Here is a 21,532-nt window from a genome sequence, read left to right as displayed (position 1 = left end):
GATGAGGCTGTCATCGGAAGATTCGATGCGCGGTCGGCTAGCGGATGAAGTAGATCGTGGCGAACAGGGCGATCCAGACGATGTCGACGAAGTGCCAGTAGTACGACACCACGATGGCCGCGGTGGCCTGCGCGGGCGTGAACTTGGAGACGAGCGTGCGCGCGATGAGGAACACGAAGGCGATCAGGCCGCCGATGACGTGCAGGCCGTGGAAGCCGGTGGTGATGTAGAAGACCGAGCCGTAGACGCTGCTCGAGATCGACGTGCCCTCGTGCACCAGGTGGTAGTACTCGTAGCCCTGACCGGCGACGAAGAACGCGCCCATCGCGAGGGTGATCGCGTACCAGCGACGCAGGCCGAAGACGTCGCCGCGCTCCGCTGCGAACACGCCGAGCTGGCAGGTGAACGACGAGGCGATCAGCACGGCCGTCACCGGTACGGCGAGCGCGAGGTTGAGCTCGGTGGGCTCCGGCGGCCACTGGCCTTCCGGCGCCTGTGCGCGTGCCACGAAGTACATCGCGAAGAGACCGGCGAAGAACATCAGTTCGCTGGACAGCCACACGATGGTGCCCACGCTGACCATGTTCGGCCGGTTCAGCGAGTGGACACGCTGGGTGATGGCCGTTCCCGAAGTACCTACTGCGCTCGTCACGTTCGCAAGTATGACTCGTCGTAGTACGGATGGCATAGCCGGGTGCGCGGACGGCGGGTCGATCGTCGTTCGCGCGCGCGTAGCAAACGGACGCGTCGTTGCCGGTCTCGAGCCCCGGTACTGGACTTTCAGTCCAATAGACGGTGTCGCACCCGGTGGACGGGGGTGCGAAAATTTTTTCGGCGGACGTGACGAACGAGACGGTCGACTCTCGATCAGTGGTCGAGAGTCGACCGGATCCGGCACCGCCGGGGGCCCCGTCTGGCAACCTCGGGTGATGACCGAGAAGCGATCCGGCCGGTGGTGGCGGCGACTGTTCGGCGGCAGTGCTCCGACGCCGTTGGATCCCAGCCGCGCGGACCTGGTGGTCGTCGCCTCGTGCTTCGACGACGTCGAGGCGTGCTCGGTGACGCTCGACCGCGCCGCGTCGACGACGCCGCCCTGGCGGTCCGAGGAGCAAGCGGTCCTGCGGCACCATCTGCTGCTGCCGGGCGAGCACGTCACGGACGCCATCGCCGTGGCGGGGCAGGACGACTATGTCGAGGCGACCGCCGGGCCGCTCGCCGACACCCCGCCGGTCGCCCCCGGGCACGGCGAGGATCTGACTGTCCTGATCCTGCAGCGGGTGCAGGTCCTGGATGCGTTGCACTGCTCCCAGGAGCGATCCCGGATGGCGGGGTTGGCGCAGCGTCGAGGTGGTCGGGTGCTCGGTTGGGATGCACTCCAACCCGACCCGGCCGCGGCCGAGTCCTCGTGACCGGCCGACGAGGGATCCGACGATCGAGGGCGACCGACGCCCACTAGGCTCGCGCCCATGAACGCGCCGCACGTGCCGAGGACCTGGCCGGCCGTCCTGGGGGAACTGGCCTCGGGACACGACCTCACGGCGGACGACACGGCCTGGGCGATGGACGAGATCATGTCGGACAACGCCACGTCGGCACAGATCGCGGCGTTCGGTGTGGCGCTGAAGATCAAGGGCCCCACGGCCGCGGAGTTGAGCGGCCTCGCCTCGTCGATGCTGGGTCACGCACGCCGCGTGCCGATCGACGACGACGTGGTCGACATCGTGGGCACGGGCGGCGACCGCTCGAACACGGTGAACATCTCGACGATGGCGTCCGTGGTGGTCGCGGCCGCGGGCGTCCGCGTGGTCAAGCACGGGAACCGGGCGGCGTCGTCGAAGAGCGGCGGAGCCGACGTGCTCGAGGCCTTGGGTGTGCGCATCGACCAGGGGCCGGAGCGGGTCGCCGACAGCGTGCGCGCACTCGGTATCGGCTTCTGCTTCGCGCCGGTGTTCCATCCCGCGCTGCGGTACGCCTCGGCGGCCCGCAAGGAGATCGGCATCCCGACGGTGTTCAACGTGCTCGGCCCGTTGACCAACCCGGCCGCTCCCCGTGCCGGCCTGGTGGGGTGCGCGTTCCCCGATCTGCTCGACACCATCGCGGGGGTGTTCGCGACGCGCGGCAACTCGGTGCTCGTGGTGCGCGGAGACGACGGGCTCGACGAGATCACCACGTCGACCACGACCACCGTGCGCATCGTGCGCGACGGCGAGATTCGGACCGAGACGCTCGACCCGCGTGATCTCGGCGTGGCCCGGGTGCCGCTGGACGAGCTGAGGGGCGGCGACGCCGACGCCAACGCGGACGTGGCCCGACGGGTGTTCGCCGGCGAGAGCGGTCCGGTGCGCGACGCCGTGGTGCTGAATGCCGCGGGCGCCATCGCGGCCCATCGCGGTATCGAGGGCTCGCTGGTGGATGCACTCGCGGAGGCGACGACCGCCGCGACGGCAGCACTGGACTCGGGTGCGGCGGCAGCGTTGTTGGAGCGCTGGGCCGCCTTCACCGCGTCCTGAGGGGCACGTCCGGACCGACGGGACCGGAGCTACTCGCCGATCGAGAACCCGGCGTCGACGTCGGCGCTGGAGTACGACTTGAAGGCGATGTGCGTGTCCGTGCGCACGACGCCGGCGATGCGGTTGATGCGCTCGGTGACGACGTCGGCGATCTCGTCGTGCGACCGGACCTTGACCACGGCGATCAGGTCGACGTCGCCGGCACACGAGTAGACCTCGGTGACTCCCGCGACGTCCGCCACCGCACGGGCGGTCTCCGGGATGGTGTGGACCTCGGAATGGATCAGAACGATGGCGGTGATCATGGCGCCAGCCTAGTTCGCCCGAGTGCCCGCGCACGGTCGTCTCCGCGCTCACGCCCACGCCATCGTCCGTTCTCGCTCGCGCCGTCCCACGTCCCGCACGGTGGCGACCCAGGGGGCCCATCGACCGGCTCCGCGGACCGGCTCGGACCATCGGTCCGTGACGTCGACGATGCGGACGCCACCGGAGTCCAGCCAGCGGGCGAGGAGCGCGACTTCCTCGGGGGTGGTGCCGCGCAGGGGAGTGTCGTCGGGAATCACGGTCTCCGCGCCGGCGATCAGCGCCTCCACCACGGGCATCGGGGCCACGCCGCGGCGTGACACGCCCGCGGCGGCGAGCCGCCCGTGCCGGATCACCACGAACTCCCATCCGCCGTCCTCGGCGCGCCGTGCCGCGACGAGTTGCCCCACGGCGGCGAGGGCGCCGAGGCGCTGCACCGTCCGCAGGGCCGTCAGCAGTGCGGCCGTGCGATCGCGCAGGCGGGCGGCGGTCTCGAAGAGAAGGTCCTCGGACAGCGCGTCGATGCGCGCCACGGCCTTCTCGATCACCGCGACGTCGGCCCCGTCGGCGAACCGGCGGAACGCGTAGACGAGGGGGGCGTACTCGGCCACGGTCACCGGGTCCCCGGCCGCGGTGCATCCGCCCACCGCTTCCGGCTCGCAGTGGTGCACCCCGGCAGCGCGGATGCGGCGGGTACACGAGCGCAGCCGGAGATGCTCGGAGATCAGGGCAGCACTCTCGACGGCCGTGGTGCGCTGCGCGAACGGGCCGATCGCTCCCGCGGCGGGGGTGCGCACCACCGACAGGCGCGGGAACGACTCTCGGGTCGGTGCGACCCACCACCCCTTGCGTGGGTACTTCGACCGCCGGTTGTAGGGCGGCGTGTGGGCGCTGATGAGACGCAGCTCGTGCACGCCCGCTTCGACGGCGTGACTGCACTCGACGTGGTCCACCCGCGTGGCCAACGCGATCATCTCCTTCATCCGCCCCCGTGTCTCGGAGCCGGTGAAGTAGGTCCGCACGCGGCGGTGCAGGTTCTTCGACGTCCCGACGTAGAGCACCTCGTCCGACGGGCCCCGGAACAGGTAGACCCCCGGCGCGTGCGGAAGGCCCGCGGCGAGCGTGCGCTTGGCGCGGTGCGCCGCGGTGACCGTCGGGAGGTAGTCGACGAGCTCGGCATAGCTGTGCACACCCTGGTTGCCCACCCGTTCGATGAGCCCGTGCAGGACGTCGACCGTGGCGCGGGCGTCGTCGAGCGCGCGGTGCGTGGGCCGGGTGGACGAGGTGAAGAGGGTGGCGAGCGAGGACAGCTTGACCGACGGCGCCTCGTCACGGGTGAGGACCCGCCGGGCGAGTTGCACGGTGCAGAGCACCTGGAACCGCGGCCAGGCGAGGTCCATGCGTACGGCGGCCGCGCGCAGGAAGCCGGTGTCGAATCGTGCGTTGTGGGCGACCAGCACGCAGCCGCGGGAGAACTCCAGGAACGCCGGGAGCACCCGCTCGATGCGCGGAGCGTCGACGAGCATCGCCGAGGTGATGCCGGTGAGGTGCACGATGGCGGGCGGAATACTGCGGCCGGGATCGACGAGGGTGGCCATCTCGCCCAACACGCGGCCGCCCCGGATCTTCACGGCACCGATCTCGGTGATGGCGTCCTCGCCCGGACGGCCCCCGGTGGTCTCGAGGTCCACCACGACGAACGTGGTGTCCCGCAGCGGCGTGTCCAACTCGTCGAACGCGAGCTGCCCGTCGCTCTCGTCCGGTCTCGTTCTTCCCACGCCGCGCACCGTAGAGCCCACCACCGACAGCGAGCGACGCGCCGCGATCGTGTCGGTGGGCGGGGTTAGCGTCCGCCTCGTCGGTCACGGTGCCGTTGTGACACCACCCGGACCGCCCACCATCACGATGAGACGGAGATCACATGATTGTCGATTGCGGCGACTGCTCGGTGCGTGGGGACGCGTGCTCGGACTGCGTGGTGTCGGTGCTTCTGGGGGTGCCCGCAGTGCCGTCGGCATCGGACGACGCCCCCGCGAACGGGCTCGCCCACGCCCGCCGATTGCGGCTCGAGCAGGACGAACAGGAAGCGATGCGGGTGCTCGCGGACGGCGGTCTGATCCCTCGTCTGCGGTTGGTTCGCGGGGGTGGGACCGCGCCGGTCGGCCGGACCGGAGGCGGGTCGGGGCACGGCCCCGAACACGCCGCAGGGTAGTCGGTGACCGTGATCGAATTGCGACACGTCACGAGCGGACTCGACATCGCGGAGACGGTTTCGTAATCTTTCCGAGACATTGCGGAGTCGAGCAGCTCCACCCGCGGACTGCGTCGCAATGTCACCGCTCAATCGGGCGCCTCTTCCGGGCGTCCGAGCCGGGAACCCACCGTTACACCGGGGTGAATCCCGTCGCGACGCCACAGCGTCTCGCCGGGTAGGGCTGATCTTCCCAGCCCGAACCCGTCAGCTAACTCGGTCGGCGGATGACAGGAAGAAACGGAGTACCTCTTTCTCGTGGCGAAACACCGCAAGCCCAGCACTGCCACGCGGCCCGTCCGCAACGTTCTCGTCGCCGGCGCCCTCACCGCCGGTGCCATCGCAGTCCCCGCTGCCCCCGCCTTCGCAGCGCCGGTCGAGATCCCCGGTATCGGCACCGTCGAGGTTCCGGACCAGATCCTGAGCCAGCTGCCTCCGATGCCGCAGGTCCCGGCGCTGCCGCAGGTCCCCGCACCGATCGCCCCCGTGGTGAGCGCCGGAGCCCAGGCCGCGCAGGCCGCCGAGAGCAAAGTCGGTGCCCCCTACGTGTGGGGTGCTGCCGGCCCCAACGCCTTCGACTGCTCCGGCCTCGTGAAGTGGGCCTACCAGCAGGCCGGTATCGAGCTGCCCCGTACCAGCTACGACCAGGCCGCCGCCGGAACCCCCGTCTCGCAGAACGCGCTCCAGCCGGGTGACGTGATCTCCTTCTACGGCGGTTCGCACTCGGGCATCTACGTGGGCAACGGCAACGTCGTCCACGCCTCGACCGAGAGCCAGCCCGTCAAGGTCGTGCCGCTCTCGTCGATGCCCTTCGACGGCGCACGCCGCTACGCCTGATCTGTCGTTCCACCACAAGAGTCACGACGAGAACCGAGCCGACCACCGGTTCGGTTTTCGTCGTTTCTCACGACGTCGAGCCGGGTTCGTGCCGCATTTCCGGAAGTCGAGGCGGAAAGTCTCCGCGGCGTCGTAACCTGCTCGTGATCGACTCGGACGCCACAGGTGCCCCGTCGATCGACACCCCTCGGCAGCCGGATTCCCGGCCTTCGACGAAGGAGTAGCTCCGCCCGTGTCGTCTCCGGCCCCGTTCCGTCGCACCGTCGGTGGTCTCGCATTCGCTGTCGCGCTGGCTGCGGCCGTCGCCATCGCCCCGGCTGCGTCCGACCTGGCCGCGCCGGCCGCAGCGGATCCCGTTCCCGGCGCCTCGGCCTCCGAGGCCATGGCGCGCCTGGCGGACCTGTCACACCAGTCGGAGCTGACCACCGAGGCGATGCACAACGCCCAGATCGAGCTCGACGCGAAGGCCGCCGCGCAGCGCGAGGCGGAGGACCGGCTGGCAGCAGATCGCGCCGCCGCCGACGCCGCTCGCGCGCAGCTCGAGACGCTGCGTCCGGACGTCGACAAGATCGCCCGCGCGAACTATCAGGGCGCGCGCACCAACCGCCTGTTCGCCGTGATGATCAGCGACTCCCCACAGCAACTCCTCGACCAGATGGCCGCTCTGGACGTCATCTCGAAGGACACGGCTACCGTGGTCGACGGGTTCCGTGCCACGTCCGATGCCGCGGCCGCCGCCGAGCAGGCCTCTGCTCGGTCCGCCGAGGACGCCCGCGCCGCCACCGAGCAGGCGAAGGCGGTCAGCGACGATCTGCAGAGCAAGCAGAGCACGTTGCAGACGGAGATCGCGGACGTCGTCGCCGCGTTCGGAGCTCTCTCGGCCGACGAGAAGGCCCAGCTGGCCGGCTCGGCGTTCCCGCCGGGATTCGACCCCTCGGTCATCCTGAAGTCGTTGACACCCGGATCGCAGGCGGGGGCGCTGCAGGCTGCGCTCACGCAGATCGGCAAGCCCTACGTGTGGGGCGCCACCGGGCCGGACGGGTACGACTGCTCCGGACTCGTCGTCTGGGCGTACAAGCAGGTCGGCAAGACGCTGCCGCGGTCCAGTCAGGCGCAGGCGGCCGGTGGGACCCCGGTGAGCAAGGAGGACCTGCAGCCGGGCGACGTGGTGCTCTTCTACCCGGGCGCCACGCACGTCGGGCTCTACGCGGGTAACGGAAACGTGCTGCACGCCAGCACCTTCGGCGTCCCTGTGCGGGTCGAGTCGATGGCGTCCTGGCCGTTCTACGGCGCTCGCCGATACTGACCGCGACGCGCGCTCTCGCGGCGCTGCTGATCCTCGTGCTGCTCGGCGCCTGCGCCGAGCCCGCCGTCGAACCCGACCGAGCCGCGGCCGCGCCGAGCGCGGACGAGCAACGACGCACCGCGGTCGGCGACCTTCTCGATCGCTGGGCCGCGGCGGTGCGGTCGGGGGACGACGACGCCGTCCGTGCGGTCCTCGATCCCGCCGCGGATCCGTCGTTCGTCGCGCGGGAGGTGGCCCGTGCGGACGTGGTGGCGACGGTGCCGCTGTCGGACTTCGGGTACGAGATCCTGGACGAGCCGGAGACGCCCGTGCCGCCCGACCTGGCGGACGCGGTGGACGCGACCGAGGTCTGGGCTCCCCGAGTGGCACTGCGCTACGCCTACGCCGACGCGGACACCGCGCCCACCCGCCGCGACGTGTCGCTGGTCCTCGCGCGGCGCGGCGAGGGGTGGCGGGTGGTGTCGGACGCCGATCTCCCGCAGTACGGCCGCACGACGTGGCGCGGACCGTGGGACTTCGGCCCGGTGGAGACCGTGCGCGTCCCGACCGGATCGACGACCTCGATCGTCGTCGGTCATCCCGAACAGCGCGCGTTCCTCGACGCACTGGCGGCCGACCTTCCCGGCGCGGTCGCTGCCGTGACCGACTTCGCGGGCGAGGGGTGGAGTCGTCGCGCCGTGGTGACGGTGGCCGGGTCGGACCCGGAGTTCACGTCTCTGGCGAACGGATCGACGACGCCCGCGGTGGCGGCGTCGACCATCGCGGACCCGGTGCGCGGTGGCCTGGTGACCGGTCAGCGCGTGGTGTTCGGCGCGTCCGCCCCCGACCGGCTGACCGACTCGACGCGGCGCACGGTGCTGCAGCACGAGCTGACCCACGTGGCGCTGCGCACGATCACCGGGGAGGGCGCCCCGCTGTGGGTGCTCGAAGGGGTGGCGGACTACTCGGGATACCGCGGCTCCGGGCTGGAGTTCGCACAGATCGCCCCGACCCTGACTGCCGTGGTGAGGGTCGGCGGGCCGCCGACCGTGTTACCCGAGGACGAGGATTTCGGCGCCGGGGGGCCGCGGGGGTCGATCGCGTACGAGTCGGCGTGGTCCGTCGCGTCGTTCGTCGCCGATCGGTTCGGCGAAGCCCGGTTGCTCGCGCTCTACCGCGCGCTCGCCGGCGGTCCGACGGATCCGACGCGGCTCGACGCCGCGCTCTCGGCCACGCTGGGTCTGCCCACGGAGGCGTTCCTGGCGGAATGGGGCCGCTGGGTCGCAGGAAAGACGGCGGGGCCCGCGTGACCGTCTACGGTTGATCGGTGCGCCGAACCCTGCTGGTCACCAACGACTTCCCTCCTCGCCGCGGCGGGATCCAGTCGTACCTGCACACGTTCGCGCGGCTCCTGCCGCCGGAGGACCTGGTCGTCTACGCGCCGCGGTGGCGCGGGGACACGCACGTGCGCTTCGACGCGGAGCAACCGTTCGAGGTGGTGCGGCACCCGACGACGCTGATGCTGCCCACGCCGCTCGTCGCGCGTCGCGCAGCCCGCTTGGTGCGGGAGCGGGGGTGCGAGACGGTGTGGTTCGGCGCCGCGGCGCCGTTGGCGGTCCTGGGTCCGCATCTCCGCCGGGCGGGTGCGTCGCGGGTCGTGGCGTCGACACACGGGCACGAGGTGGGCTGGTCGATGCTGCCCGCGGCGCGGCAGACGCTCCGGCGCATCGGGTCGACCACGGACGTCGTCACCTACGTCAGCCGCTACACCCGGGGTCGATTCGCGTCCGCCTTCGGAGCGGACGCGGCGCTCGAACACGTGCCGCCGGGCGTGGATTCGACGGTCTTCCGACCCGACGACGCGGCTCGCGCGGACCTGCGCGCGCGGTACGGGCTGGGTGATCGGCCGACCGTGCTCTGCCTGTCCCGGCTGGTGCCGCGCAAGGGTCAGGACGTCCTGATTCGCGCACTGGCCGGCATCCGCGAGCAGATCGACGGCGCGGTGTTGGTGATCGTCGGCGGCGGACCGTACGGCGACACGCTCCGTCGGTTGGCGACGGCGTGCGGAGTGGCCGAGCACGTGGTGTTCACCGGCTCGGTTCCCGCGGACGAACTGGCCGCTCACCACACGATCGCCGACGTGTTCGCGATGCCGTGCCGCACCCGCGGCGCGGGCCTGGACGTGGAGGGCCTCGGCATCGTCTTCCTGGAGGCGTCGGCGACCGGTGTTCCCGTCGTCGCCGGGCGGTCGGGTGGGGCGCCGGAGACGGTGATCGAGGGCGTGACGGGGACGACGGTGGACGGCACGGACGTCGAGGACGTCACCCGGTCCGTCGTCGGGGTGCTGCAGGACCGGGATCGCGCGGCGGCGATGGGCGCCGCGGGCCGCGAGTTCGTCACCACCGAGTGGCGGTGGGACGACCTCGCGGCCCGGCTGGCTCACTTGCTGTAGAGGGCCTCGATGTCGCTCGCGTAGGACTCCGCGACGACGTTGCGCTTGAGCTTCATCGTCGGGGTGAGCTCGCCGCCCTCCTCGGTGAAGTCCACCGCCAGCACGCGGTACTTCTTGATGGCCTCGGCGTGCGAGACGGTCTTGTTGGCCTCGGCGACGGCGGCATCGATCTCGGCGACGAGGTCCGGGTCGGAGGTGAGGTCCGCGACCGTCGCCGACTCGTCCTTGCCGTTGCGCTGCTTCCACCCGGGGAACGCCTCGGGATCGACGGTGATCAGCGCGCCGATGAAGGGACGCTGGTCGCCGACGACCATCGCCTGACCGATCAGCGGGCTCGCCCGCAGCGAGTCCTCGAGTCCGGCGGGGGCGACGTTCTTGCCGCCCGCGGTCACGATGATCTCCTTCTTGCGACCGGTGATCGCGATGAATCCGTCGTCGTCGACGGTGCCCAGATCGCCCGTGTGGAACCACCCGTCGGTCAGGGCCTCGGCGGTCGCGTCGTCGTTCTTCCAGTAGCCGCCGAAGACGACGCCGCCGGACAGCAGGATCTCGCCGTCGTCGGCGATGCGCACGGCGTTGCCGGGCAGCGGCTTGCCGACGGTGCCGATGCGCTGCTGTCCCGGCGTGTTCACGGCCGCGGCCGCGGTGGTCTCGGTGAGCCCGTAGCCCTCGTAGATGGTGATGCCGAGGCCGCGGTAGAAGTGCGCGAGGCGCTCGCCGAGCGGCGCGCCACCCGAGATGGCCAGCTCGCACTGCCCACCGAGCGCCGCCCGCAACTTGCCGTAGACGAGACGATCGAACAGCGCGTGCTTGGCGCGCAGCACCAGCGAGGGCCCGGACGCGTCGAGGGCCCGGCTGTACGCGACGGCGGTGTCGGCCGCGGTGTCGAAGATGCGGCCCTTGCCGTCGCCGTGCGCTTTCTGGCGGGCGGTGTTGTAGACCTTCTCGAAGACGCGGGGCACCGAGAGGATGAAGTGCGGACGGAACGCCCCGAAGCTCTCGACGAGCCGGGGGATGTCGGCGGTGTGGCCGAGCATCGCGCCCCGGTCGAACGCCGCGATCGACACCGCGCGGGCGAGCACGTGCGCCATCGGCAGGAACATGAGCGTGGTGCGGCCCTCGGTCAGCATCTCGCCGAGTGCACTGGCGGCGATGCCGCGGCTCTCCGCGAGCAGGTTCGCGTGGCTCAGGACGCAGCCCTTGGGTCGGCCCGTGGTGCCCGAGGTGTAGACCAGCGTCGCCGGGTCCGAGGATCTCAGGGCCGCCACGCGGGCGGCGACCACGTCGTCGCCGAGCTCGGCGCCCGCATCGGTGAGAACGTCGACGGCTCCCTGCTTCTCCGGCGACACCTCGATCTGGAAGGTGTGGTCCACGTGCGGGAGGTCGGGGAGGACCTCGGCGAGGATGTTCGAGTGCGCCACGGTCTCGACGATCGCGACGCGGGCACCGGAGTTCTCGAGGATCCAGCGCACCTGGCCGGCCGACGACGTCTCGTAGACCGGCACCGTCACCGCGCCCGCCGCCCAGATCGCGTAGTCGAGCAACGGCCACTCGAATCGCGTGGCGGACATGAGCGCGACGCGGTCGCCCTGCTCGACGCCCGACGCGATCAGACCCTTGGCGACGGCGCGCACCTGCGCGGCGAAGTCGGCTGCCGTGACGTCGGTCCACGACCGACCCTGTCGGCGGTAGACGACGGCGTTCGGGCGCGACCGTTCGTGCGCGAACACGGAGTCGACGGCGGATTCGCCGTCGTCGACGGAGAACGAGGCGGGGACGCGGAATTCACGCACGGACGGCTCCGGTGGTCGAGGTGATCGGGGTGGGATCGGCAGGATGCGAACGGTCGGACCGATCACGCGGTTCGGACGAGGCATCACACTAAACCTGTCGTGATGTGACCCGTCACGGGTCCCGGTGGACGGCCGAGGTCGGGATGAGACGCTGGACCCATGAGCAGCGTGCAGGTGGCGGACCAGACGTTCGTCGCAGCCCCTCCCGCCGACATCGCGGCCGTCGTCGGCGACCCCCGGCGGTGGCGGGCGTGGTTCCCGCGTCTGGCGGTCACGGTGACGGACGACCGCGGGGACAAGGGCGTTCGGTGGTCCGTCGCGGGTGAGCTGGTGGGCACCATGGAGGTCTGGCTCGAGCCGTCTCTCGACGGCGCGATCCTGCACTACTTCCTGCATGCCGAACCCACCGATCGCGCGGCGTCGGCCCCCGCGCTCGATCGCGCCCGACGGGTGGCGGGCAAGGCCATGTCCTTCGAGATCAAGGCCCTGCTCGAAGCCGGGCGGGCGCCGGGCGAGCCGCCCCGCCGCGTGGAGCCGACACCCGGAACCGACCCCGGCGTTCGGAGCTGACGGTGCCACCGTCGATCATGGTGCCGACGCCGCGATCACGCGCGCGCGGAGACTAGGGGCACTCATGGCAGACAAGACCACGAAATCCATCGTCGTCGGTGGGACGCCCGCTGCCGTCATGGCGGTGATCGCGGACTTCCCGGCCTACCCCGACTGGGTGGAGGCGGCGAAGTCCGTCGAGGTCCTCGAGGACGGCCCGAACGGACGCGCCCGCCGCGTGCGGTTCGTGCTCGACGCCGGGATGGTGAAGGACACCTACGAACTCGAATACGACTGGGCCGGTGACGAATCGGTGTCGTGGCGGCTGGTCGAGGGGCAGATGCAGAAGTCGCAGGAGGGGTCCTATCGGCTCGCCGACCGCGGGGACGGCAGCACCGAGGTCACCTACGAACTGACGGTCGACCTCGCGATCCCCATGATCGGCCTGTTCAAGCGCAAGGCGGAGAAGGTCATCACCGACACCGCCCTGAAGGAGTTGAAGAAGAGGGTCGAGGGCTGACCGCCGCGGCGCCCGGAGCGCCCGCTCGCCTCACGTTCGTGGTGGGGCCGGGTGGGGCCGGCAAGTCCACCGTGGCCGCGGCCCTCGCGACCCGACTCCGTCGCCGGGGGGCGCGCGTGGTGCTCACCTGTCTCGACGGGCGTGACCCGGCGACGCTGCTCGGTTCCGGCGCGGACCTGCCCGAGGTCGTCCGTCTCGACGCCGCCGGCCTCGTCGAGGAGCGGTACCGCACCCTCGCCACGCTGGCCGCGGGGGGCCACGACCACGGCGCCGGCCCGTCTCTGCCCGACGCCGAGGAACTCACCGGGGTCCCCGTCGCGGAGACCGTCGCCGCCCTCGCCGAGGTGGTTCGTCTCGCCGAGCGAGTCGACGTCGACCACGTCGTCGTCGACGGCCCGTCCGCGGGGGAGTGGGTGGACGTCGTCGCCACGCCCGCGTCGGTCGCGGGCTACCTCGACCGCATCTGGCCACAGCACGCGCGAGTGGTCGCGGCGACCGGTGGCGATCTGCGGGCCGCGGTGCTGGTCCAGGTGGTCGACCGCATCGTCGAGACCGTGACGCGCATCGGTGCCGTGCTGGGCGACGCGGACCGAACGGACGCGGTGGTCGTTGCGGGGCCTCGTGGTCGGTCGATCGAGCGCGCCCGAGACGTGCTGTCGCTGACCGTGTTCCACGGCGTCGCCGTGAGCGGGGTGGTCATCGACGGGGTGCAGCCGGACCTCGGCGGCGCCGTCCCGACGTCCGTGCTCGGCACCCACCCCGCCGTCTACTGGGCCGAGCGCCGACGGGCCGAGCATCTCGCCGCGGTCCGGGACGCCGAGCGGTTCCTGCCGGGAGTGCGCCTCGACGTCGTGACCGAGCAGCCCGGTGAGCCGGTAGGGTCGACGGCTCTGGCGGCCGTGGCCGACGAGATCGGCGACGTGGACCCGTGCGGGCCGGGATCGGTGCCGGCGCTGACGCCGCAGGTCGAGCACGAGTCGGGTACCGGTCTCGACTCGGTGTACGTGATGAGGGTGCCGCTGCCCTACGTGGACGCGTCCACGGTGGCGGTCGGACGCGTGGAGGACGACATGATCGTGAGTGCGCAGGGTGCGCGACGTCGGCTGCGGCTGGCGTCGGTCCTGCGTCGCTGCACGGTCGTCGGTGCCGCGTTCGACGAGGGTGTTCTCACCGTGCGCTTCACGCCCGACGCCGCCGTCTGGCCCGAGAACCTCACTGCGCCCCCGCCCTCGGCGCCGACACCGGGGGCCGGGAATGGCTGACGAGCGCGAGACCCGCGACCTCGTGGCCGAACTGCGCATCCTGGCCGAGCTCGTCATCGATCGAGTCGAACCGGCGCTGCGCCGGTTCGACGACCCCGAGGCTCCGCACTGGGACGGCTGCTCCTGGTGTCCGCTGTGCGCGCTGGCTGCGGCGCTGCGGGGCGAACGGCACGACCTGCTGAGCCTCGTCGCGACCGAGTTCGACGCCCTCGCCGCCGTCGTCCGGGCCTACCTCGACGACCACGCCTCGACCGCGGCCCGGCCCGCGTCCCACGCCTCGACTACCGCTCGGCCCGCGTCGCCGACCACGCCGACCGTCGACGCCGACGGGACGGGGACCGCCGTCCCCGGCGCGTCGACGCCGTCGGTTCGCCCCGGCGGCTACCAGCCGATTACCGTGACGACGACGTCGAAACCCGACCGGGAGCGTCCGACGCCGCCGACGCAGTGAGGACCGAGCACGACAGTGAGAACACAGGGCCACGGAGCCAAGCCCCTGACCATCGGTATCGACGTGGGCGGCACCAGCATTCGCGCGTCGGTGGTCGACGTGGACGGGCAGGTTCTCGACAGCACCCAGGCCCCGACGCCGCAGGAGTCCCGCGCGCTCGAGAACGGCATCGACCGCGCGGTGCGTGAGTTGGCGAGCCGTCACGACATCGCCGCCGTCGGACTCGCCGTCGCCGGGTTCATCAACTCCGACCGCACCGTCGTCCGGTTCGCACCGCATCTGCCGTGGATCAACCGGCCGGTGGCGCGCGAGATGACCGAACGCCTCGGCATCCCGGTCATTCTCGAACACGACGCCAACGCGGCGGCCTGGGCCGAACATCGGTTCGGCGCCGCGGCGGGTGGCGGCAACGTCGTCATGATCGCCATCGGCACCGGTATCGGCGCTGCCCTGCTGATCGACGGCAAGCTCTACCGCGGCAGCTACGGCATCGCGCCGGAGCTCGGTCACCTGCAGGTGGTGCCCGACGGCCGCCAGTGCGCGTGCGGCAAGCGTGGGTGCTGGGAGCGCTACTGCAGCGGAACGGCGTTGGTGGACACGGCGATCGAGCTCCTCGCCGCGAATCCGCGCGGCTCCACGGTGTTGGCGCGCGAAGCGTTCCTCGACCCCGGGTCGCTCACGGGCCGTCGCATCGCGGGCGCCGCGCAGGACGGCGATCTGGTCGCCATCGAGACCATGTCGGAGTTCGCGCGGTGGCTCGGCATCGGCCTCGCGCTGGTCTCGGACGTCTACGACCCCGATCGTATGGTCATCGCCGGGGGAGTCGCCACGTCGTCGGCGCTGTTCCTCGACCTCGCTCGCGAGCACTACGCGGCGCAGATCACCGGGGCCGGGCATCGGCCCCTCGCACGCATCCGCGGCACCCAACTCGGGGAGGCCGCGGGCATGATCGGTGCCGCCGAACTCGCTCGGGTCGAAGTGGGTGCGTCGCGCGGATGACCGCACGGTGACGGCCGTGTGAGATGTGTCCGACTGCACGTCCGAACTGTGGCTGGTGTCATAAACCGGCGGTAGGATACGCGTAACGCTCGGTGATCGCCGCGGATCTCGAGGCGGCTGTTCGACGAAAGGCGTGTCGGGAATGTGGTATTGGACCTTCAAATACGTGCTTCTCGGTCCGCTGCTGCACCTGTTGGGGCGACCCAAGGTGGAGGGGCTCGAGAACATCCCCGTCGACGGTCCGGCCATCCTCGCGAGCAACCATCAGGCCGTTCTCGATTCCTTCTATCTGCCTCTGGTGGTGACTCGCCGGATCACCTTCCTGGCCAAGAGCGAGTACTTCACCGGCCGCGGCGCCAAGGGTCGGTTCCAGCGCTGGTTCTTCAGCTCCGTCGGTCAGGTTCCCATCGACCGCACCGGAGCGTCCGCGGCTCAGGACGCGCTCGACGCGGGTCTGCGCGTCCTGCGGAACGGCAAGCTCCTCGGCATCTACCCCGAGGGCACGCGGTCCCCTGACGACCGGCTCTACAAGGGCAAGACCGGCATGGCGCGGTTGGCCCTCGAGAGCGGCGTGCCCGTCATCCCCGTCGCCATGATCGGCACGGCCAAGATGAACCCCATCGGCTCCAAGCTCCCGCGCCCCACCAAGGTCGGCATCCGGATCGGCAAGCCGCTGGACTTCTCGCGCTACGAGGGCATGGCCGGCAACCGCTTCGTCGAGCGCGCCGTCACCGACGAGGTCATGTACGAGTTGATGAAGCTCGGCGGCCAGCAGTACGTCGACGTCTACGCCGCGAGCATGAAGGCCACCCCGGAATCGGACGGCGCGGCGGGTGCCGACGGAGCCGCCCGCATCCCGGACAGCCGCGCGGGCTGAGTCCCGCTCTCTCCGCGCGGGACCGTCAGGCCACCGGCTCGGGGGTCCGGCGTCGCGGAAGGACCGCGGCCACCACGAGGAAGGCCAACCCCCACCAGACGTACGACGACGCCTGGATCTGATCCCAGAGCGGCCAGCCCACGCCGTCCCACCGGCCGGGGCCGAGGCGCCAGTGGGCGGGGAAGTGCAGCAGCACCGCGCCGATCATCCCGAGGGCGGGGAGGGCGACGGAGCGACGGGTGAGACCGGCGTGGATGCACAGCACCAGGATCGGCACCGACCACACCCAGTGGTGCGACCACGACACCGGTGAGACCAGCAGCCCCAGAACGGCGTTGACGCACAGGGCGGTGAGCCGGTCGCGAGCCGCGAGGGCGCGGTGCATGGCGACGACGGCGATCACACCGACGACGGCGCTGCACGCGATCCAGACCAGGGTGCGGGGCCCGTCGTCGAGTCCGAGGCGGGCCAGCATGCCGGTGAGCGACTGGTTGGCGACGTACCCCGGGTGGCCGATGCGGTCGGAGTCGACGAGCACGTCGGTCCAGTACCGGACGGAGCCGTCGGGGGTGGCGACGAACCCGAGGGCGGTGAACGCGAGGAAGGACACCACCACGGTCGCGGCGGCGCGGAACCGGCGCGCCAGCAGGAAGTACAGAACGAAGACGGCCGGGGTGAGCTTGATGGCGGTCACGAAGCCGACGAGCAGTCCGCGCGGCCACAGCGTGCGGCGGGGGAGGACGTCGAGCACCACCAGGCACATGAGGACGACGTTGATCTGGCCGTAGTCGAACGTCGACCACACCGGTTCCAGCGCGAACGCCGCCGCCGTGCCCGCGGCCGCGACCCACGCGGTGTCGGCCCGGCCGAGGGTGACCAGCGAGCGCACCGTGACGGCGACCGTCACCGCGAGCAGCACCATCGTCATCAGCGTCATGACCGTCGACGCCACGGTCAGGGGGAGCACCGCCATGGGCGCGAAGGCCAGCGCCGCCATGGGCGGATACGTGAACGGCAGGGGAATGTCGACGCTGGTGGCGGGGAGGACGCCGTAGAGGTCGACGCCGTCGAGCAGGGCACGACCGCCGATCCGATAGACGTCGAGGTCGAGGCGATAGATCTCGCCCCACTCCCGCAGTGGCGGTAGTCCGATCAGGTTGAACGCGATGCCGGCCAGGAGGGCGGCGACGGTGAGGACCTTGGCCGCCACCACCAGGGGCCGACGCCACCGAGGCGGGTCGGCGGTCGGCGCGGGTGAGCTCCGCATGCGAGGTCCTTCCGCGGCCGGCCGATAGGGTGGCCACCGTGCGCTATTTCTACGACTGCGAGTTCATCGAGGATGGTCGCACGATCGATCTGGTCTCCATCGGCATCGTCGCCGAGGACGGCCGTGAATACTACGCGGTGTCGGCGGAGTTCGATCCGGAGCGGGCCGGTCCCTGGGTTCGCCGCAACGTCCTGCCGAAGCTGCCGCCGTTCTCGTCGTCGCTCTGGCAGTCGCGTGCGCGGATTCGCGACGAGATCCTCGACTTCGTCACCGCCGCCGGGAACGACGACGTCGAGATGTGGGCCTGGGTGGCGGCGTACGACCACGTGGCGCTGTGTCAGCTGTGGGGGCCGATGACGGCGTTGCCGCGGGTGATGCCGCGCTTCACGCGCGAGCTCAAGCAGTACTGGCAGGAGCACGGGTCGCCGGCCCTGCCGGACGCTCCGGACGACGCGCACGACGCGCTGGCCGACGCGCGGCACAACCTGGCCAAGTTCCGTGCCGTGGAGTCCGCCCGCGCCGCAGGCTGAGCCGCCGCGCCGTCGGCTCGGGATCGGCCGTCCGACCGGGCTCGGCCCGGAATGGGGACCGTGACCGGTCACCACTATCCTGGAGTCGTGAACTGGACTGTCGACGTTCCGATCGAACGCCTGCCCGAGCTCCCTCCGCTCCCGGAGGCCCTGCGCGACCAGCTCGCCGCGGCACTGGCCAAGCCGGCCGCACAGCAGCCGGACTGGCCGGCCGATCAGGCCGAGGCGATGCGCACGGTGCTCGAGAGCGTGCCGCCGATCACGGTCGCAGGCGAAGTCGAGGCCCTGTCCGCCGAGCTGGCCGCCGTCGCGCGCGGCGAGGCCTTCCTGCTCCAGGGCGGTGACTGCGCCGAGACCTTCGTCGACAACACCGAGCCCCACATCAAGGGCAACATCCGCACCCTGCTGCAGATGGCCGTCGTCCTCACGTACGGCGCCTCGCTCCCGGTGGTCAAGGTTGCGCGGATCGCGGGTCAGTACGCCAAGCCGCGGTCGTCCGACGTCGATGCCCTGGGCCTGAAGTCCTACCGCGGCGACATGGTGAACTCGCTGGTCGCCGACGAGGCGGTGCGTGCCCACGATCCGTCGCGCCTGGTGCGTGCGTACGCGAACGCGAGCGCCGCGATGAACCTGGTGCGCGCGCTCACCGGCGCCGGAATGGCCGACCTCTACAAGGTGCACGACTGGAACCGCGAGTTCGTGCAGAACTCGCCCGCCGGCGCCCGGTACGAGCAGCTCGCGTCCGAGATCGACAACGGTCTCAAGTTCATGGACGCCTGCGGTGTCACCGACCCGAACCTCAAGCAAGCCACCATCTTCGCCAGTCACGAGGCGTTGGTGCTGGACTACGAGCGGGCGATGCTGCGTCTCGACAACGACGACGAGCACCCCAAGCTCTACGACCTGTCCGCGCACTTCCTCTGGATCGGCGACCGCACCCGTCAGCTCGACGGTGCGCACATCGCGTTCGCCGAGCTCGTGTCGAATCCGATCGGACTCAAGATCGGGCCGTCGACGACGCCGGAGATGGCCGTGGAGTACGTCGAGCGGCTCGACCCCACCAACAAGCCGGGCCGTCTCACGCTCATCTCGCGCATGGGCAACGGCAAGGTCCGCGACCTGCTGCCCGCGATCGTGGAGAAGGTGCAGGCCACCGGCCACCAGGTGATCTGGCAGTGCGATCCGATGCACGGCAACACGCACGAGGCGACCACCGGGTACAAGACTCGTCACTTCGACCGCATCGTCGACGAGGTGCAGGGGTTCTTCGAGGTTCACCGCGAACTGGGCACGCACCCCGGCGGCATCCACGTGGAACTGACCGGCGAGAACGTCACCGAGTGTCTCGGCGGTGCCCAGGACATCTCGGATCTGGACCTGTCCGGCCGCTACGAGACCGCCTGCGACCCGCGCCTCAACACGCAACAGTCGCTCGAGCTGGCGTTCCTCGTCGCGGAGATGCTGCGCGGCTGAGATCGGCGCGGCGGGGGGCTCGTCAGCCGCACCGCGGTCGGGCTACGGCAGCGACACCACCGTCACGGTCCCTCCCGGCGCGACGCGCTCGGAGGGACCGGGCGTCTGCGAGATGACCAGTGACCGATCGGTGCGGGTGACCTGGCGGACCCGGACGTCGAGGCCGAGCCGTTCGAGTTCCTCGCGCGCCGAGCCGACGGTCCGGCCGAGCAACGACGGTACGGGGACGGCCGTCGACACTCGCAGCGTCACGGCGGTTCCGGCCGTCACGCCGGTCCCGGCCGCCGGGTCGGTGCCGACGGCGGATCCCCGGTCGACGTCGGCGTCGAAGACCTCCTCGACCGCGGAGACGGTGATGCCCACGCGATCGAGCGCGGCGCGCGCGTCCTGCTCGCTGCGTCCACGCACGTCCGGGACGTCGACCGGCGGTGCGCCCTTGCTGGTCACCACGCGGACCTCGCTGCCGACGGGAAGCACCGTGCCCGGTGCCGGATCGAGTGCGGCGACCTCGCCCCGCGCGGCGGAACTGCTGAACGCCTCGCCGCCGTCGACGGCGACGAACGTGCGGTCCTCGAGCGCTCCGGCGATCTGATCGGGCGACGCACCGGGCACGAGATCGGGCACGGCGGGACGCCCCTGCGAGACGAGGACGGTGACCGTCTCGCCCCGCTCGATCCGCGAACCCGACGGCGGATCGGTGCCGAGCAGCCGATCGGTGGGCGCGTCGTCGGTCCACCGTCCTTCCACGGTGGCCGACAGGTCCGCGGCCTCGATCGCGGATACCGCCGAGGTGCGGTCGAGTCCGTCGACGGCGGGCACCGCGGTGAACCGGCCGGAGCCCGCCCACCATCCGACCGTTCCGAGCACCAGTGCGGCCACCACCAGAATGGCGACCCAGATGGCGGCGACCCGACGGGACCGACGACGATCCGACCGGTAGTCCGGGTAGGCGTACACGCCCCGGCCGCGGCCCGTGGGCTCGGTGCCGCCGGGCTCGGCGTCCGTGTCGCGCGGGACGGCGGCGGTGACCATCTTGGTGTGCTGCGTGGGGGACGGGGCGCCGATCGACGCCGCCGGAACGGCCACGATGGCGGTGTCGGGGGAGCGCGGTGCCTGCGGGGCGTAGGGCCGCGGGGCGTGCAGTGTCTGGGCGGACAGGTGTTCGGCCGAGCGTGCCGGAGCCGGCACTCGGTAGGCCGGCAACCCGAGCGCGGCGGTGACCGAGCGGAGGGCCTCACCCATCGTTCCGGCGTCGCGGAAGCGGTCCGCGGCGTCGCGGCGGGTGGCGTCGCGGACGACCGAATCGAGATGACGCGGTACCCCCGGCACGACGGAACCCGGCGCGGGAACGTCGTTCTCTACGCGCTGATACGCGATGGACAACGACGTGTCCCCGTCGAACGGCGTTCGGCCGGTGAGTACCTCGAACAGCAACACCCCGGCCGAGTAGACGTCGCTGCGCGCGTCGGCGGTCCCCGACGTGACCTGCTCGGGGGAGAGGTAGGCCGCAGTGCCGAGGATGACGCTCGCCGACGTGGTGGTCGCGGCGGCGACCGCGCGGACCAGGCCGAAGTCGGCGATCTTGACGTCACCGTCGTCGGAGATCAGGACGTTCTCGGGTTTGACGTCGCGGTGCACCAGGCCGGCCCGATGCGCGACGGCGAGCGCGTCGAGCACGGGTTGGAGCACCGCGACGGCGGCGTGCGGCGGCATCGGACCCCGCTCGCGCAGCAACTCCCGCAGCGTGCCGCCCTCGACGAGTTCCATCACCAGGAACGCGTGGTCACCGTCGCGCCCGTGGTCGTGGACGGCCACGAGACCGGGATGATGCAGACGCGCGACGGCGCGGGCCTCGAACTCGAAGCGGCGCACGAACTCGGGGTCCCCGGCGAACTGCGGATCCATCACCTTGATGGCCACGGGCCGATCCAGACGAGTGTCGAGACCGCGGTACACCGTCGACATGCCACCGCGGGCGATGGGAGCGTCGACTCGGTAGCGCCGCTCGAGGAAGGCGCCGAGCAGCGACGGACCGGACACGGCCACGGTGGAGCCTCCTGCTCGTCGTCGGGGATCGAGGTCGTCGGGGATCGAGGACGGGCCGATCGGGGCCCGTCGTCCGATGGTAGTCAGTCCGCGCGGTGAACTTGGTTCACGACGTCCGCCGTGACTA

General features: G+C 71.3%; 21 protein-coding genes and 1 riboswitch. Of the genes, 15 read left to right on the top strand and 6 right to left on the bottom strand.

The genetic code is table 11. The features are described from left to right. Positions 1 to 37 precede the first annotated feature (37 nt). Positions 38 to 652, bottom strand: a complete 615-nt coding sequence (ctaE, locus tag RC2_RS10880; RefSeq protein ID WP_072681384.1) for an aa3-type cytochrome oxidase subunit III — start codon at positions 650 to 652, stop codon at positions 38 to 40. Between the two features lie 277 nt (positions 653 to 929). Here ctaE and RC2_RS10875 point away from each other — a divergent pair, with 277 nt between their 5' ends. Then, positions 930 to 1,409: a hypothetical protein gene (locus RC2_RS10875; RefSeq protein WP_068146712.1), complete on the top strand. Its 480-nt coding sequence runs from the start codon at positions 930 to 932 to the stop codon at positions 1,407 to 1,409. A 57-nt stretch (positions 1,410 to 1,466) separates the two neighbouring features. Beyond that, on the top strand, positions 1,467 to 2,510 hold the full coding sequence (gene trpD, locus RC2_RS10870; RefSeq protein WP_068146711.1) for an anthranilate phosphoribosyltransferase: 1,044 nt from the start codon (positions 1,467 to 1,469) through the stop codon (positions 2,508 to 2,510). Positions 2,511 to 2,539: 29 nt separating this feature from the next. Here the strand turns inward: trpD and RC2_RS10865 are convergent, their stop codons facing one another. Continuing rightward, a complete protein-coding gene (locus RC2_RS10865; RefSeq protein ID WP_068146699.1) occupies positions 2,540 to 2,815 on the bottom strand; it encodes an Lrp/AsnC family transcriptional regulator in 276 nt (91 codons plus the stop codon). Between the two features lie 48 nt (positions 2,816 to 2,863). Continuing rightward, the gene (locus tag RC2_RS10860; protein ID WP_068146695.1) at positions 2,864 to 4,591 is read right to left on the bottom strand and encodes a DEDD exonuclease domain-containing protein; all 1,728 of its coding nucleotides are present in this window, start codon (positions 4,589 to 4,591) and stop codon (positions 2,864 to 2,866) included. A gap of 143 nt (positions 4,592 to 4,734) precedes the next feature. Between RC2_RS10860 and RC2_RS10855 the strand changes: the two genes are divergently transcribed. The 5 genes from RC2_RS10855 (at position 4,735) to RC2_RS10835 (ending at position 9,638) form a co-directional block, all read left to right on the top strand. Beyond that, positions 4,735 to 5,025 carry a hypothetical protein gene (locus RC2_RS10855; protein ID WP_068146692.1) on the top strand — a complete coding sequence of 97 codons (291 nt, stop codon included), beginning with the start codon at positions 4,735 to 4,737 and terminating at the stop codon, positions 5,023 to 5,025. 115 nt (positions 5,026 to 5,140) lie between these two features. Beyond that, a riboswitch (cyclic di-AMP (ydaO/yuaA leader) is annotated at positions 5,141 to 5,305 on the top strand. A 17-nt stretch (positions 5,306 to 5,322) separates the two neighbouring features. Then, complete coding sequence (locus RC2_RS10850; RefSeq protein WP_068146690.1) at positions 5,323 to 5,901, top strand: C40 family peptidase; 579 nt, start codon at positions 5,323 to 5,325, stop codon at positions 5,899 to 5,901. A 232-nt stretch (positions 5,902 to 6,133) separates the two neighbouring features. Continuing rightward, positions 6,134 to 7,207 carry a C40 family peptidase gene (locus RC2_RS10845; RefSeq protein ID WP_068146687.1) on the top strand — a complete coding sequence of 358 codons (1,074 nt, stop codon included), beginning with the start codon at positions 6,134 to 6,136 and terminating at the stop codon, positions 7,205 to 7,207. Between the two features lie 35 nt (positions 7,208 to 7,242). Beyond that, entirely contained in the window at positions 7,243 to 8,496 is a 1,254-nt protein-coding gene (locus tag RC2_RS10840) for a peptidase MA family metallohydrolase (protein ID WP_245811073.1), read from the top strand. Between the two features lie 17 nt (positions 8,497 to 8,513). Continuing rightward, on the top strand, positions 8,514 to 9,638 hold the full coding sequence (locus tag RC2_RS10835) for a glycosyltransferase family 4 protein (RefSeq protein WP_068146680.1): 1,125 nt from the start codon (positions 8,514 to 8,516) through the stop codon (positions 9,636 to 9,638). Here RC2_RS10835 and RC2_RS10830 read toward each other — a convergent pair. Then, positions 9,626 to 11,431, bottom strand: a complete 1,806-nt coding sequence (locus RC2_RS10830) for an AMP-dependent synthetase/ligase (RefSeq protein WP_068146666.1) — start codon at positions 11,429 to 11,431, stop codon at positions 9,626 to 9,628. The genes RC2_RS10835 and RC2_RS10830 overlap by 13 nt on opposite strands. Before the next feature lie 159 nt (positions 11,432 to 11,590). Here RC2_RS10830 and RC2_RS10825 point away from each other — a divergent pair, with 159 nt between their 5' ends. From RC2_RS10825 to RC2_RS10800, 6 genes are all read left to right on the top strand, one after another. After that, the gene (locus RC2_RS10825; RefSeq protein ID WP_068146663.1) at positions 11,591 to 12,001 is read left to right on the top strand and encodes a polyketide cyclase / dehydrase and lipid transport; all 411 of its coding nucleotides are present in this window, start codon (positions 11,591 to 11,593) and stop codon (positions 11,999 to 12,001) included. Between the two features lie 64 nt (positions 12,002 to 12,065). Continuing rightward, positions 12,066 to 12,500: an SRPBCC family protein gene (locus RC2_RS10820; RefSeq protein WP_068146661.1), complete on the top strand. Its 435-nt coding sequence runs from the start codon at positions 12,066 to 12,068 to the stop codon at positions 12,498 to 12,500. 38 nt (positions 12,501 to 12,538) lie between these two features. Continuing rightward, on the top strand, positions 12,539 to 13,762 hold the full coding sequence (locus RC2_RS10815; protein WP_068146658.1) for an ArsA family ATPase: 1,224 nt from the start codon (positions 12,539 to 12,541) through the stop codon (positions 13,760 to 13,762). Next, positions 13,755 to 14,213: a hypothetical protein gene (locus tag RC2_RS10810; RefSeq protein ID WP_068146654.1), complete on the top strand. Its 459-nt coding sequence runs from the start codon at positions 13,755 to 13,757 to the stop codon at positions 14,211 to 14,213. Before RC2_RS10815 ends, RC2_RS10810 begins: the two co-directional genes overlap by 8 nt. Before the next feature lie 15 nt (positions 14,214 to 14,228). After that, positions 14,229 to 15,212: an ROK family protein gene (locus tag RC2_RS10805; protein ID WP_068146653.1), complete on the top strand. Its 984-nt coding sequence runs from the start codon at positions 14,229 to 14,231 to the stop codon at positions 15,210 to 15,212. 142 nt (positions 15,213 to 15,354) lie between these two features. Then, complete coding sequence (locus RC2_RS10800) at positions 15,355 to 16,089, top strand: lysophospholipid acyltransferase family protein (protein ID WP_068146652.1); 735 nt, start codon at positions 15,355 to 15,357, stop codon at positions 16,087 to 16,089. Between the two features lie 25 nt (positions 16,090 to 16,114). Here the strand turns inward: RC2_RS10800 and RC2_RS10795 are convergent, their stop codons facing one another. Beyond that, the gene (locus RC2_RS10795; RefSeq protein WP_068146651.1) at positions 16,115 to 17,356 is read right to left on the bottom strand and encodes a glycosyltransferase 87 family protein; all 1,242 of its coding nucleotides are present in this window, start codon (positions 17,354 to 17,356) and stop codon (positions 16,115 to 16,117) included. A 38-nt stretch (positions 17,357 to 17,394) separates the two neighbouring features. Between RC2_RS10795 and RC2_RS10790 the strand changes: the two genes are divergently transcribed. Both RC2_RS10790 and RC2_RS10785 read left to right on the top strand, forming a co-directional pair. After that, positions 17,395 to 17,886: a polyadenylate-specific 3'-exoribonuclease AS gene (locus tag RC2_RS10790; RefSeq protein ID WP_068147152.1), complete on the top strand. Its 492-nt coding sequence runs from the start codon at positions 17,395 to 17,397 to the stop codon at positions 17,884 to 17,886. An 87-nt stretch (positions 17,887 to 17,973) separates the two neighbouring features. Continuing rightward, the gene (locus RC2_RS10785) at positions 17,974 to 19,359 is read left to right on the top strand and encodes a class II 3-deoxy-7-phosphoheptulonate synthase (RefSeq protein ID WP_068147149.1); all 1,386 of its coding nucleotides are present in this window, start codon (positions 17,974 to 17,976) and stop codon (positions 19,357 to 19,359) included. A 42-nt stretch (positions 19,360 to 19,401) separates the two neighbouring features. Here the strand turns inward: RC2_RS10785 and pknB are convergent, their stop codons facing one another. Continuing rightward, a complete protein-coding gene (pknB, locus tag RC2_RS10780) occupies positions 19,402 to 21,405 on the bottom strand; it encodes a Stk1 family PASTA domain-containing Ser/Thr kinase (protein ID WP_068146649.1) in 2,004 nt (667 codons plus the stop codon). Positions 21,406 to 21,532: the final 127 nt, after the last annotated feature.

The sequence above is a fragment of the Rhodococcoides corynebacterioides NBRC 14404 genome (assembly GCF_001894765.1).
GTDB lineage: Bacteria > Actinomycetota > Actinomycetes > Mycobacteriales > Mycobacteriaceae > Rhodococcoides > Rhodococcoides corynebacterioides.
This window is presented reverse-complemented; position numbering and strand designations above follow the sequence as displayed.

What these genes read in the sequence shown, in the direction of transcription:
- RC2_RS10875 (WP_068146712.1), top strand. Translation starts at nt 930, where the DNA reads ATGACCGAGAAGCGATCCGGCCGGTGGTGGCGGCGACTGTTCGGCGGC.
- trpD (WP_068146711.1), top strand. Translation starts at nt 1,467, where the DNA reads ATGAACGCGCCGCACGTGCCGAGGACCTGGCCGGCCGTCCTGGGGGAA.
- RC2_RS10865 (WP_068146699.1), bottom strand. Translation starts at nt 2,815, where the DNA reads ATGATCACCGCCATCGTTCTGATCCATTCCGAGGTCCACACCATCCCG.
- RC2_RS10855 (WP_068146692.1), top strand. Translation starts at nt 4,735, where the DNA reads ATGATTGTCGATTGCGGCGACTGCTCGGTGCGTGGGGACGCGTGCTCG.
- RC2_RS10825 (WP_068146663.1), top strand. Translation starts at nt 11,591, where the DNA reads ATGAGCAGCGTGCAGGTGGCGGACCAGACGTTCGTCGCAGCCCCTCCC.
- RC2_RS10820 (WP_068146661.1), top strand. Translation starts at nt 12,066, where the DNA reads ATGGCAGACAAGACCACGAAATCCATCGTCGTCGGTGGGACGCCCGCT.
- RC2_RS10810 (WP_068146654.1), top strand. Translation starts at nt 13,755, where the DNA reads ATGGCTGACGAGCGCGAGACCCGCGACCTCGTGGCCGAACTGCGCATC.
- RC2_RS10800 (WP_068146652.1), top strand. Translation starts at nt 15,355, where the DNA reads ATGTGGTATTGGACCTTCAAATACGTGCTTCTCGGTCCGCTGCTGCAC.
- RC2_RS10795 (WP_068146651.1), bottom strand. Translation starts at nt 17,356, where the DNA reads ATGCGGAGCTCACCCGCGCCGACCGCCGACCCGCCTCGGTGGCGTCGG.